This is a genomic window from Rhodococcoides trifolii, assembly GCF_014635345.1.
Lineage (GTDB): Bacteria > Actinomycetota > Actinomycetes > Mycobacteriales > Mycobacteriaceae > Rhodococcoides > Rhodococcoides trifolii.
In genome coordinates this window covers 529164-541520 of record NZ_BMCU01000002.1, presented here as the reverse complement: position 1 = coordinate 541520, position 12357 = coordinate 529164, and the positions used below count along the sequence as shown (strand labels likewise).

Here is a 12357-nt window from a genome sequence, read left to right as displayed (position 1 = left end):
GTCAGTCGCCGACAGCAGAGAGGTACTCGCTGTAGAACAGGGCGAGACCCACCGCCGACGATATCGCCGCCAGCAGCCAGAACCGGATGATCACCGTGGTTTCCGCCCAGCCGCCGAGCTCGAAGTGGTGATGGAACGGTGCCATCCTGAAGACACGGCGCCGGCTGGACCGGAACACCGCCACCTGAATCACGACCGACGCGGCCTCGGCGACGAACAGCGCACCGATGACGACCATGAGCAGTTCGGTGCGGGTCACGATGGACAACCCGGCCAACAGACCGCCGAGGGCCAAGGATCCGGTGTCACCCATGAAGATCTTGGCGGGAGCTGCGTTCCACCACAGGAATCCGATGCACGCACCTGCGGCCGACGCACAGATCAGCGCCAGATCCAGAGGATCACGCACGTCGTAGCAACCCGGGCCCGGGCTCGTGGAGCACGCCTGTCGGTACTGCCAGAAGGTGATGACCGTGTACGCGCCGAGCACGAGCGTCATGGACCCCGCGGCAAGACCGTCGAGTCCGTCGGTGAGGTTCACCGCGTTGGACCACGCGCTGACCAGCAGGTAGCAGAACAGGATGAAGACGATGCCGCCCATCGACACGGTCGCGATGTCGCGAACATACGACAGCTGCACGCTGCCCGGTGTGAGCCCGCTTCCACCGTTGAACTGAAGTGCCAGAACGCCGAAGATGACGGCGGCGAAGAGCTGGCCGACCAGTTTGGCGGTCTTGTTCAAGCCGAGGTTGCGTTGCTTGCGAATCTTGATGAAGTCGTCGAGGAATCCCACCACGCCGAGGACGGTGGTCAGACCCAGGACGAGCAGAGCCGACACGGAGGGACCGTCGGCGTCGTAACCGATGCCGATCAGGTGCGAGCCCCAGTACCCGGCCCACAGACCCGCCAGGATCGCGACGCCGCCCATGGTGGGCGTACCGCGCTTCGACTGGTGACTGGCCGGACCCTCGACACGGATCTCCTGCCCGAATCCCTGCTTGGAGAACGCCTTGATCAGTACCGGAGTGAGAAGGATGGCCACCGCCAGCGCAATTCCGCCGGCAAACAGGATCTGCCTCAACGACTCTCCTCCTGCTGGTCGCCCTGCGCGAGCAGTGCGTCCGCGACCGACCACAGGCCGATCGACTGCGAGGCCTTCACCAACACGACATCCCCCGGTTCCACCTGTGCTGTCAACAACTCGATCGCGGCGGCCGCGTCGGGAACGAGGACGGCTTCGTCGCCCCACGACCCTTCCATCACCGAACCCTGGTACATGGCATGACTCGGCCGCCCCGATCCCACCACGATGAGCTTGCTCACCGCGAGACGAACGGACAACCTGCCTATCCGGTCGTGTTCGATGACGGACTCGTCGCCCAACTCACCCATCTCACCGAGCACCGCCCACGATTTCCGGCCGCCGTCACGTCCGCTGCGAGACATGGTGACCAGCGCCTTGAGCGCCGCGCGCATCGAATCGGGGTTGGCGTTGTAGGAATCGTTGACGACGGTCACGCCGTCGGCACGCGTGCGCACATCCATGCGCCGCTGCGAGGCGGCTTCCGCACCGCTGAGCGCAGTGGCAACCTTGTCGACGCTCATCCCGACCTCGAGCCCCACGGCGGCGGCGGCCAACGCGTTTCCGACCTGATGCTCGCCGTGGACCAGAAGCGACACCCGAGACGTCCCCGCCGATGTCACCAGGTCGAACGACGCACGCGCAGTGTCGTCCAGCGTCACGTTCTCGGCGCGAACATCGGCCGAGTCCGCTTGTCCGAATGTGACGACACGCGCCGCGGTGCGCGCCGCCATGGCCGACACCAGGTCGTCGTCCGCATTCAGAACGGCGAGACCCTCGGCGGGCAAGGCCTCGACCAGCTCGCCCTTCGTCTCCGCGATCGCCTCACGTGACCCGAACTCGCCGAGGTGTGCGGTGCCCACGTTCAGGACGACACCGATCCGGGGCGGCGCGATCTCGGCCAGAGCGGCGATGTGGCCGCGGCCGCGGGCCGACAACTCCAGCACGAGGAAATCCGTCGACTCGTCGGCCCGTAGCGCGGTCCAGGGGTGACCGAGTTCGTTGTTGAAGGATCCGGGAGGAGCGACGGTCGACCCTGCCGCGCTGAGGACGGCGCGCAGCAGATCCTTGGTCGACGTCTTGCCCGACGACCCGGTGACGCCCACGACCGTCAGGCCGTGCGATGCGGTGAGTTGCGTGACGGATTCCCTGGCCAGTCGAGCGAGCGCCTCCAACACCGCAGCTCCCGACCCGTCGGCGTCGTGCTCGAGTGCCATGGCCCGGCTGCTGTGTGGAGTCTTCTCGACCACGACGGCCGCGACACCGACCGGGCGCGCCGCCACCACGGCGACCGCACCGGCCTCTACGGCAGCGACAGCGTGATCGTGCCCGTCGACTCGGTTACCGGGCAGAGCGAGAAACAGACCACCGGATGTTGTTGCGCGCGAGTCGAATTCGACGGTCCCACTCACCACGACCGATGGGTCGGGCACGTCGTGCAAAGTGCCCCCGACGATGTCGGCGATGGCGCCGATCGAGAGCGGAATCATTGCAGTCCCCCAGTACGTGTGATGACGGTGTCGATGGCCTCCGCGAGGACCGTCCGATCGTCGAACGGATGCTTCACTCCGTCGATCTCCTGCCCCACCTCGTGACCTTTGCCGGCAACGAGAACAACGTCGCCGGCGCGCGCCCACTGCACGGCTGCATCGATCGCATCGCGTCGACCGTCCACCACGCGAATCTCCGCACGCCTGTCGGCGGGAACGGTACGAGCGCCGGCGGCAACGGCGGCCCTGATGGCCGCGGGATCCTCGCTCCGCGGGTTGTCGTCGGTGATCACCGCGAGGTCGGCACCGGCTGCGGCCGATGCGCCCATCAACGGCCGCTTGTCCGCGTCGCGGTCACCGCCCGCCCCGAACACGACCGCGATGCGCCCGTCGACCTGAGTACGCAGGGTGGCCAGCACGGCATCGAGAGCGGCCGGCTTGTGTGCGTAATCGACGACGGCGAGGAACGGCTGGCCCCTGTCGATGCGCTGCATCCGGCCAGGGACATCGACGTCGGACATGGCCCCGAGGGCAGCTGCCGGGTCGACGCCGACCGCAGCGCACGTCGCGGCCGCGAGCAGGGCGTTGGCCACGTTGTATCGACCGGGAAGGCGCAGTGATGCACGCAGTTCACCGGGTTCGACGGTGAACGTCTGCGCACCGTCGGCGTCCCCGGTCCAGTCGGTGACCGTCCAGTCCGCATCGTCGGCGACCCCACCGACGGTCACGACGTGGTCCGCGCCAGCGCGCGCGATGCCCGCCATCCGCTTGCCCCAGTCGTCGTCCACGCACACGACCGCACGATCCGCGTGCACCGAGGACTCGGACGCGAAGAGCCGACTCTTCGTGAGGAAGTAGTCCTCGAAGCTCTCGTGGAAGTCCATGTGGTCCTGCGAAAGGTTGGTGAAGGCACCGACCGCGAAGTGCGTGCCGTCCACGCGCCCCAGTGCCAGCGCGTGCGACGACACCTCCATCACGACCGTGTCGACGCCCTGCTCGAGCATGGCGGCGAACATAGCGTGCAGGTGCGGCGCCTCCGGGGTGGTGAGCGCACTCGGCACCGGCCGTTTCCCGATCCGCGTCTCGATGGTGCCGATCAGACCGGGTGAACGGCCGGCGGCGCGCAGTGCGCTCTCGATCAGGTAGGAGGTGGTGGTCTTTCCCGATGTTCCGGTGATCCCGATGACGTCCAAGCGGGAGGACGGATGACCGTAGACCGTGGCGGACACCTCGCCCAGCACCGTGCGGGGAGCCGCGTGCACGAGCACCGTGAGCGGCGTGCGAACGTCGAGCTCACGGATCGATTCCAGCCCGTCCGGGTCCGTCAGGACCGCTACCGCACCGCGCTCGACAGCGTCCGCGACGAATCGGGCACCGTGCGAGCGGGCACCGGGAAGGGCGGCGAACAGGTCACCGGGCTCCACGTTCTGGGCGCGCAGTTCGATGCCGGTCAGCTGGGCCGCGCGTTCTCCCCCGAACGGCACGATCGTCGCCCCGATCTGCTTCGCCAGCACCGACGCCGACGTCACCGGCGGTCGCTCCGGCCTGAGGGGAGAATGAACGGGCACGAGCTCTTCGGCTCCTTTCGGGTGCTGACACTGGGATTGGGCCGACGTGTCAGGTTACCGGCGAGCCGATTTCGACTTCAGTCGGCCTGCAGGGTCAGACGCTTCCCTGCGGTCGACAGCGGAACCCCGTCGCGCTGCAACATCCACGACGCGATGCTGTGGAAAAGCGGAGCCGAGGACTGTCCTCCCGACCCGTCGGAGCTGCGGGTCGGAGCGTCGAGCATGATGCCGATGACGTATCGAGGGTCGTCCGCGGGAGCAATGCCGGCGAAGGTGATCCAGTAGTTGGAGTTGGAGTAGCACTTGCACGCCGGATCGACCTGCTGCGCCGTACCGGTCTTGCCGCTGATCTGATATCCGTCGATTGCGGCCGCCACACCGGTGCCACGCTGGTTTCCGTTGTCGGCCTGGGTGACCGCCCGGAACATGTCGCGCACCGTGCTCGCCGTCTGCGGGCTGACCACCTGAACACCCGCGGGACGTTCGGCGTCGGTGGCGTTGCCGTTGGCATCGACAGTCGCCTTGACGATGCGCGGAGGGACGCGCACCCCGTCGTTGGCGATCGCCTGATACATCCCGGTCATCTGCAACAGGGTCATCGACAGACCCTGCCCGATCGGCAGATTGGCGAACGTGCCCCCGGACCACTGATCGCGACTCGGCACGTCACCGGAGCTCTCGCCCGGGAGCCCGACGTCGGTGCGCTGACCGAGGCCGAACTTCTGCAGCATCTCGGCGTAGCGGTCCTCACCGACGCGTTGCGCCAGCATGAGTGTTCCGACGTTGGAGGACTTACCGAACACACCCGTCGTGGTGTACGGCGCCACCCCGTGGACCCAGGCGTCGTTGACCGTGACCCCGGACATCGTGATGTTTCCCGGAACCTGCAACACCTCGTCCGGGTTGGTCAGGCCGTATTCGATTGCAGCGGAGGCAGTCACGATCTTGTTGACCGAACCGGGCTCGAACGGTGACGTCACGGGCAGGTTGCCCATCTGGGCGGTCGGCGAGTTGTTCCCCACACCGATCGAGGGGTTGAACGTGCCGTCGTTGGACATGGCCAGCACTTCGCCGGTGTGTGCGTCCAACACCACTGCCGACGCGTTCTTCGCACCGGACAGGTCTTTCGCGGACTGCACCTGCTGCTGCACGTAGTACTGCAGGTCGGAGTCGATGGTCAGTTCGACGCTGGACCCGTTGACCGCCGATTGCTGATCGCGCCAGCTGCCGGGGATGACGGCACCATCCGATCCCCGGTCGTACGTCCGCGACCCGTCGGTTCCCGCCAATGTGGAATCCAGCGAACTCTCGAGCCCGAGCAGTCCGTGTCCGTCCCACCCGGTGGCACCGACCAGGTTCGCGCCCAGTGATCCACCGGGGTATTCGCGAATGTCCTGACGTTCCAGGCCGACCTCGGGAAACTCGGTGTTGATCTTCGCAGCAGCCGCCGGGTCCACGCTGCGGACCAGGTAGACGAACGTCTCCGTGGACGTCATCTTCGCCAACACGTCTTTCTCGGTCACGACCGAGCCGAGCGCGGACGCGACGCCGGCGGCGATCTCGTCGATACGCCGATCGGGGTCGGGCTCCGAGGGGTCCTTGGCCTTCGCCGCTTCCAGATCCGCCCGCACCTTGGCGGGCTGGAACGTCAGGGCCTTGGCTTCCATCGTGAACGCGATCGGACTTCCGCTGCGATCGAGGATGGACCCGCGGGTGGCGGGGTCGACGATCGTGGTCGAGCGCTGATTCGCCGACTGGGCGGAGAGCGTCGGACCTTGGAAGACCTGAATCCACAACAGTTGCAGCGCAGCAACTCCGAGTACGGCGAACATGACGAACCGACCCACGCGGAAGCGCGAGCCGGACCCGTCCGGCCGACGGGAGACCATTCGTGAGGACCCGCGAGGCGCGGCGGGGCGCGGCGGGGCCGTGCGATGCGGGGGACGGCGGGTCGGTGTACTCACGCCGGTACCTGCTGTTCGCCTGCGGGTGCGGCCGGTGCGGGTGCAGCCGGTGCGGGTGCGACGGCTGCGGGAGCCGGCGTCGTGGTCGGTGCCGAAGGAGCCGGAGCCGGAGCCTGAGCCGAGGTGGGCGCTGAGGATGCCGACGGCGTCGCCGAAGCGGTGGGTGTCGGAGTCGCCGAGGCGGACGTGGTCGACGTCCCGGATCCCACGGGAGTCAACGCCTCTCGGCTCAGCGCGGTGGCCCCGGCCGTATTGGGCGAGCCCACGACGGGACCTGTCGGCGCGGCGGCGTCGAAGTCGGGGGCGGGCGGGCCGGCCGCGGGAGCCGGTTTACCGATGACCTGCACGGAGCCGTCGGGAGCCACGACGAGCCGCGGGACGTCCTTGGTGGGAATCATGCCGAGTTCCTTCGCGCGCTTCGCCAATTCTGGTGCCGAATTGGCCGTTTCGACGTCGCGCTCGAGGCCGGCAGCCTGTTCGGCGAGACTCTGATTCTGCTGACGCTGGGCCGTCAGCGCGTAGGAATCTTCCGTGGAGCGGGTGGTGAGCAGCAGCGTGAGAGCAAGCCCGACCGACAACAATCCGATGACGAGGGTGACGAAGGGAATGCGCGCCGCGATCGATCCACCCGCGCGAGGTGAGTCCGAACCCGACTTGGTGTGTACCTGCGCGCGTTGCTGACGCTTGTCGTACGCCCGCTTGGCCGCACCCGTCCGCGACGTCCGCGTGGACGGCCTGGAGACCTCGAGATCCCTCCGTGGGGATGTGACCGGGACGCTCATGCAGACCTCCTGGAGACTCGCTCTGCAGCGCGTAACCGAACAGGCGCCGACCGGGGGTTGTCGACGATTTCTTCTTCGGACGCTTTTTCGGCCCCGCGGGTGAGGAGCCGGAACTGCGGTCCGCTGCCGGGCAGTTCGACCGGAAGACCTTCGGGGCTCGTCGACCGTGTGAGGGGCGTCAGCTCCTGCTTGACCACACGATCCTCGAGCGATTGGTACGACATGAAGACGACGCGTCCACCCACACGCAGGGACGCGAGTGCCGGTGCGATGGCATCGCGTAGGGAGTCGAGTTCACGGTTGACCGCGATTCGCAGCGCCTGGAACGTCCGCTTGGCCGGGTGCCCGCCTGTACGTCTGGTCGCGGCCGGGATGCTCGCATACAACAACTCCACCAACGGACCACTGGTGGTGAACGGCGTTCGCTCGCGCCGGCGCACCACGGCGGAAGCGATTCGGCCGGCGAACCGTTCCTCACCGAACGTGCTCAGGATGCGGGCGATTTCGCCGTGCGTGGCGGTGTTCAGAATGTCGGCCGCAGTCGGTCCCTGAGTCGGGTCCATCCGCATGTCGAGCGGGGCGTCCACGGAATACGCGAATCCACGATCGGTCGAGTCGAGTTGCATCGACGACACTCCGAGATCGAACAGGATGGCGTCCACGGAGTCCTCTGCGTCGAGACCCGCTTCGATCAACGCGTCGGCGATCCCGTCGTAGGTGGTGCGAACGAGGGTGACTCGATCACCGAACTCGGCCAGCCGCTGCGCAGCCATGGCCAGTGCGTCGGGGTCGCGATCGAGTCCGACGAGGCGCAGGTCCGGGTAGCTGGAGAGAAAATGCGCCGAATGCCCACCGAGACCGAGGGTGGTGTCGACGTACACCGGCGACGACGCAGCGGTGATGGCCGGACCGAGCAGATCGTCGGCGCGGTGCAGTCGAACGGGAACGTGCGAGAAGCTCGGAGGCCGGTCGTCGTTCTCTGAGAAACCGGGAGCGGGGGGTTGGCCTTTCTCGCCATCCGCCATGCGCTGTCCTCCGGCCAAGATCGAACTCGATGAGTGTTACCGCGGTCCGGTGGGTACTGCGAGGTCTCTGTCCGAGGCGAGAACCTGGCGTTGGGGAAGTACGTCAGGGTCTCTCCCGGCACCTGGCGCTGGGGAAGTGCGTCAGGGTCCGGTTCGGGCAGAGGCCACGCAGTAACCACCACGGGCCGGTCGTGCAGTGAATCGCTGGTGCTTTACAACAATCCTTGGAGCGCTTCGTCGACCGCCTGAGAGAAGTCGTCTTCGTGTTCGTCGGAGTAGGAGTTCCAGGCTTCGGCGTCCCACAGTTCGAGGTGGTCGACCGATCCGAGAACGACACATTCCTTGGTAAGCCCCGCGTACTGCCGGTGCGCGGGGGCGATGGTGATGCGACCCTGCGAGTCCGGGTGCTGCTCGTCGGCGCTACCCGCGAAGTTGCGGATGAACGCACGCGCACTCGGATTCGACCGCGACGCTTGAGCCAGCCGCTCGGCTCGTTCCGCGAAGACAGCACGGGGGTAGATGTCCAAGCTGTGGTCCTGCCCTTTGGTCACCATCACCCCTCCTGCCAACTGATCACGAAACTTGGCCGGCACGGTCAGCCGGAACTTGTCGTCGAGCTTGGGCGTGTAGGTACCGAGAAACACTCGACACCTCCACTCGCGCCCACCGCGGGCTTCCGTCTCCCGCTGTCCACCACTTTACCCCACTTTTCTCCACACACAATCTTATGGAGGCACGAGTTCTGTGAATGGTCACCATTTTCGCAGGTCGACGATGTGGGTCCCGGTGGGAGCAAAATCGGAGACAGGGAACTGAAACTTACCGACAACGGCGTTCGAGCCCGCGTTCGAGCACGAAAGGCCGTGGTGACAGGACTCTCGACCCCTCGAGTGGGGCGCGGTGGGAAATCGGCGGCCACCGGGGGGCGTGGTGGGGAGTCCGGGGGGAAGAACGACAAAAGCGCGGCACCCGTGGGTGCCGCGCTTGCGTCTGATGTCGAGCCTGTCGCCCTACTCCTGGTCGAACCGCTTTCTGAAGCGATCCTCCATACGGGACGTGAATCCCTTACGACCGCCCCGCTTCGGGGTACCGGCGCTACGTGGCGCACTGCCGGTAGCGGCGGTCGACCCCTCGTCGGCGCCGCCGTTGGGCGGAACCTTCTTCGAACTCTTCAGGAGTAGGAGCACTCCCGATCCGAACATGAAGACGAAGCCGATCAGGCTGATGACCGGAAAGCCGCCAGGCTTGAACGGCAAGGCGACTCCGGCGATGAGTAGTACGAGCCCGATGACGAACAGGGCAGCCGCTTGGAAGCGGCGCCTGGTCGACGCAACCCTCATACGTCCACCGCGAACTGTGGACGCGAATTTGGGGTCTTCGGCATAGAGAGCGCTCTCGATTTGATCGAGCATGCGCTGCTCGTGCTCGGAGAGTGGCACGGTACCTCCCCCGGCACTTGATGGTGGCAACCGTTTCTTGCCAGAAACGGTGGATAGCCGACGTTGGCGGCTACCTGTTGTCGATGATACGAGCAGAATCGGCGGCGTACCACCTACCCGTTACACGTGTTCTCCAGAATCTCTCTACGAGCTGTGCCGAACGGCCCTCACGCCGAGATCGAAACCGGGATTTCCGACCGGTGAACACGATCGTCGACGGCGTGCAGAAAGCGTCCGACCTGCACGAAGAAGCCGTCGGCATCGTCTGCGGTCATTCGGTCGACCGAACCGGCCTCGACCGAGGCGCGCACAGAGGACCACCCCGCGAAATAAGCCGACCACTCGGCCAGATCCGGAGCGGACGAACCGATTCGAACCCAAGCGCTACGCGAGCGACCTCTTTTGGGTGCCGGGTCGACCGCAGCCAGTAAGGCCCCCGCGCCCCGCAACGCGGCGATGTACGCAGCCAGAAAACGCTCCGCAGGATCGGTAGCGCCGGCCGCCTCTTCGAGAAGCGCATCGGCACGGCGAAGCAAGACCCGAGCCTGAGGAGACAGCGGAGGACCGTCGCTGCTGCCGAACCGTCGATCGACTCCCCGCGCCGCTTCTTCCTGCCTCATCTTCATGTCCTCCTTCTGTGTCCCACATGGACCGCTGCGCATCCGATCCGTACTCGATGTAAGCATTGAGGTCGGACATTCGATTCCCAGCACTTATCGAACACATGTTCGATACGTCGAATATAACCCCGACCACTGACAGAAAGCGAGAGGAAGAGGTGAGTACGGTCCATCCCCACGCCGTCCCGGCACCGGTTCCTGTCGAGCTGTCCGCACACGAACTCCGAAGTCGACTACCCGAAGCGCTGTCCGTCTACGTCCAGGCCATGGGCTATCCCCACGGCACGGAACATCACCGCGCCCCCATGTGGGCCGAACACATCCTGCGTCCCGGGTGGCGTGCCGTCGGTGCGATGTCGCCGAGCGACGGAACCCTGGTCGCAATCGCCTACGGCTACAGCGGGGCCGGCCACCAGTGGTGGCATCGGCAGGTCCGCGACGGCATGCGGCGGGCAGGCTGGGACCGCGGTGCCGCCGAGGAGATGCTGTCCGACTACTTCGAACTCACCGAGTTGCACGTACTGCCCACCGCACAGGGCCAACGACTCGGCGAAGCCCTTCTGGCCGCTCTGCTGGACGGTCGGACCGAGAAGCACGTCCTGCTCTCGACTCCGGAAGTCGCCGGTGAAGACAACCGTGCGTGGCGTCTGTACCGCCGGTCGGGCTTCCGTGACGTCATCAGACGGTTCCACTTCGCAGGCGACACCCGACCGTTTGCGGTGCTCGGCCGCGAACTACCCATGACACGACACCCCGACAGCCTGGAGGCTCCCCAGTGATCGACGCCGTAGTGGTCGGATCCGGCCACAACGCACTTGTCTCGGCCGCCTATCTCACCGACGCGGGGTGGTCCGTGCGCGTGATCGAACGCGACACCGAGATGGGGGGCGCGGTCTCGACCGTGGAACGGTTCCCCGGACACGCCGTCGACCGAGGTTCGTCCGCACACATCATGGTGCGGCACTCCGGCATCATCGAGGAACTTCGCCTCGCCGACCACGGCCTGACGTACATCGACTGCGACCCGTGGGCGTTCGCGCCGGCGCCGCCCGGTAGCGACGAACCCGGAATCGTGTTCTCCAGCAGTCTCGACGACACGTGCGCGTCGATCGAGCCGGCGTGCGGGCAAGCCGACGCCGACGCGTACCGCGCATTCGTCGGCGTGTGGGGCCCACGCAGCGAACGCGTCATGAAGGCCTTCGCCCAGCCGCCGACAGCACGCGGGTTGTTCTCGTCCTTCTGGGGTATGGACGCCTCCGACGGCGGCAGCGAACTCTCACGCCAGTTTCTGACCACCGGTGACGCTCTTCTCGACGGGCTGTTCGACAGCGAACGACTGAAGGCCGCACTCGCGTGGTTCGGCGCACAATCCGGCCCGCCGATGTCCGAGCCCGGGACGGCGTCGATGGTCGGCTTCGCAGCTCTGATGCACACCCTCGGGCCGGGACGGGCCGTGGGAGGCAGCGGGTCGCTCAGCAAGGCGCTCGCGGCCAAGGTTCGGGCCGACGGCGGAACCGTGACGCTCGGCGACGCCGTCACCGAGATCAGGCGCCGCGGCGAAGGCTGGGTCGTGCGCACAGCGAGCGGTGAAGAAGTGGCCGCCCGTACCGTCATCGCCGGGTGTCACATCCTCACCACACTGGACCTCCTCGACAACGGCGGCTTCGATGCCGCTGTGACGGCAGGCTGGCGCAAATCGGTGCGTGTCGGACCGGGAATCGGCATGGTGGTTCGCGCATCGACGTCGTCTCTTCCCATCTATCCGAGTGCGCCCGACCTAGCGTCCTCGACGCACGGACTTCAGCTTCTCGTGCACGACCGTGCCCAACTTCGCCGCGCCCACGGCGCAGCAATGGCGGGTGACCTTCCGCCCAAGCCGGTGGTCCTCGCGATGAGCTTCAGCGCCGTCGATCCGTCCATCGCCCGGCCGGGTGAGCATCAGGTCTCGCTGTGGTCGCAATGGCACCCGTATCGGTTGTCCGACGGGCGCACCTGGCGCGGCGGGAGTGGGCGGGAGGTCGCAGAGCTCGAAGGTGACCGCATCATTGCCGAAACCGACTCGTACGCACCGGGATTCGCCGATTCGATCCTGCAGCGCCACGTTCAGTCGCCGTGGGATCTCGAGCAGGAACTCGGCTTGATCGGCGGTAATGTGATGCACGTGGAGATGTCGCTCGACCAGATGATGATGTGGCGACCGCTGCCCGCACTGTCCGATCAGAAAGTCCCGGGCGCCCCGTCGCTGTTCCTGACCGGTGCGTCGATGCATCCCGGTGGTGGCGTATCCGGGTCGAGTGGACGCAGCGCAGCTCGTCTGGCCATTGCCGAGCGGCGCGGCAGTCTGCTGCACCGCACTGTCGGTCGGCTCAAGCGGTGAGGTTCGGGCGG

At 66.6% G+C, this 12357-nt stretch carries 11 protein-coding genes; 2 read left to right on the top strand and 9 right to left on the bottom strand.

Annotated elements, in window-relative coordinates; all coding sequences use genetic code 11:
- Position 1 precedes the first annotated feature (1 nt).
- The 9 genes from mraY to IEW02_RS09685 all read right to left on the bottom strand — a co-directional run bounded on the left by mraY (position 2) and on the right by IEW02_RS09685 (position 9975).
- Positions 2-1081, bottom strand: a complete 1080-nt coding sequence (mraY, locus tag IEW02_RS09725; protein ID WP_188544596.1) for a phospho-N-acetylmuramoyl-pentapeptide-transferase — start codon at positions 1079-1081, stop codon at positions 2-4.
- Positions 1078-2571, bottom strand: a complete 1494-nt coding sequence (locus tag IEW02_RS09720; protein WP_188544595.1) for a UDP-N-acetylmuramoyl-tripeptide--D-alanyl-D-alanine ligase — start codon at positions 2569-2571, stop codon at positions 1078-1080. The genes mraY and IEW02_RS09720 overlap by 4 nt, the downstream gene beginning before the upstream one ends.
- On the bottom strand, positions 2568-4139 hold the full coding sequence (locus tag IEW02_RS09715) for a UDP-N-acetylmuramoyl-L-alanyl-D-glutamate--2,6-diaminopimelate ligase (RefSeq protein WP_188544594.1): 1572 nt from the start codon (positions 4137-4139) through the stop codon (positions 2568-2570). The genes IEW02_RS09720 and IEW02_RS09715 overlap by 4 nt, the downstream gene beginning before the upstream one ends.
- A 77-nt stretch (positions 4140-4216) precedes the next feature.
- The gene (locus IEW02_RS09710) at positions 4217-6028 is read right to left on the bottom strand and encodes a peptidoglycan D,D-transpeptidase FtsI family protein (RefSeq protein WP_188545261.1); all 1812 of its coding nucleotides are present in this window, start codon (positions 6026-6028) and stop codon (positions 4217-4219) included.
- A gap of 71 nt (positions 6029-6099) precedes the next feature.
- Positions 6100-6885 (bottom strand): cell division protein FtsL, encoded by a 786-nt coding sequence (gene ftsL / locus IEW02_RS09705; RefSeq protein ID WP_188544593.1) that lies wholly within the window; start codon positions 6883-6885, stop codon positions 6100-6102.
- A complete protein-coding gene (gene rsmH, locus IEW02_RS09700; RefSeq protein ID WP_188544592.1) occupies positions 6882-7910 on the bottom strand; it encodes a 16S rRNA (cytosine(1402)-N(4))-methyltransferase RsmH in 1029 nt (342 codons plus the stop codon). Before rsmH ends, ftsL begins: the two co-directional genes overlap by 4 nt.
- A gap of 212 nt (positions 7911-8122) precedes the next feature.
- Positions 8123-8554, bottom strand: a complete 432-nt coding sequence (gene mraZ, locus IEW02_RS09695) for a division/cell wall cluster transcriptional repressor MraZ (RefSeq protein WP_188544591.1) — start codon at positions 8552-8554, stop codon at positions 8123-8125.
- 366 nt (positions 8555-8920) lie between these two features.
- A complete protein-coding gene (locus IEW02_RS09690) occupies positions 8921-9349 on the bottom strand; it encodes an SCO2097 family morphological protein (RefSeq protein ID WP_188544590.1) in 429 nt (142 codons plus the stop codon).
- 167 nt (positions 9350-9516) lie between these two features.
- Positions 9517-9975, bottom strand: coding sequence for an SAV_6107 family HEPN domain-containing protein (locus tag IEW02_RS09685; protein ID WP_308933170.1), 459 nt, complete (start codon positions 9973-9975; stop codon positions 9517-9519).
- A 152-nt stretch (positions 9976-10127) separates the two neighbouring features.
- Between IEW02_RS09685 and IEW02_RS09680 the strand changes: the two genes are divergently transcribed.
- Both IEW02_RS09680 and IEW02_RS09675 read left to right on the top strand, forming a co-directional pair.
- Complete coding sequence (locus tag IEW02_RS09680) at positions 10128-10748, top strand: GNAT family N-acetyltransferase (RefSeq protein WP_188544589.1); 621 nt, start codon at positions 10128-10130, stop codon at positions 10746-10748.
- Positions 10745-12346, top strand: a complete 1602-nt coding sequence (locus IEW02_RS09675) for a phytoene desaturase family protein (protein WP_188544588.1) — start codon at positions 10745-10747, stop codon at positions 12344-12346. Before IEW02_RS09680 ends, IEW02_RS09675 begins: the two co-directional genes overlap by 4 nt.
- The last annotated feature ends 11 nt before the right edge of the window (positions 12347-12357 follow it).

What these genes read in the sequence shown, in the direction of transcription:
- IEW02_RS09720 (WP_188544595.1), bottom strand. Translation starts at nt 2,571, where the DNA reads ATGATTCCGCTCTCGATCGGCGCCATCGCCGACATCGTCGGGGGCACT.
- IEW02_RS09710 (WP_188545261.1), bottom strand. Translation starts at nt 6,028, where the DNA reads ATGGTCTCCCGTCGGCCGGACGGGTCCGGCTCGCGCTTCCGCGTGGGT.
- ftsL (WP_188544593.1), bottom strand. Translation starts at nt 6,885, where the DNA reads ATGAGCGTCCCGGTCACATCCCCACGGAGGGATCTCGAGGTCTCCAGG.
- rsmH (WP_188544592.1), bottom strand. Translation starts at nt 7,910, where the DNA reads ATGGCGGATGGCGAGAAAGGCCAACCCCCCGCTCCCGGTTTCTCAGAG.
- IEW02_RS09685 (WP_308933170.1), bottom strand. Translation starts at nt 9,975, where the DNA reads ATGAAGATGAGGCAGGAAGAAGCGGCGCGGGGAGTCGATCGACGGTTC.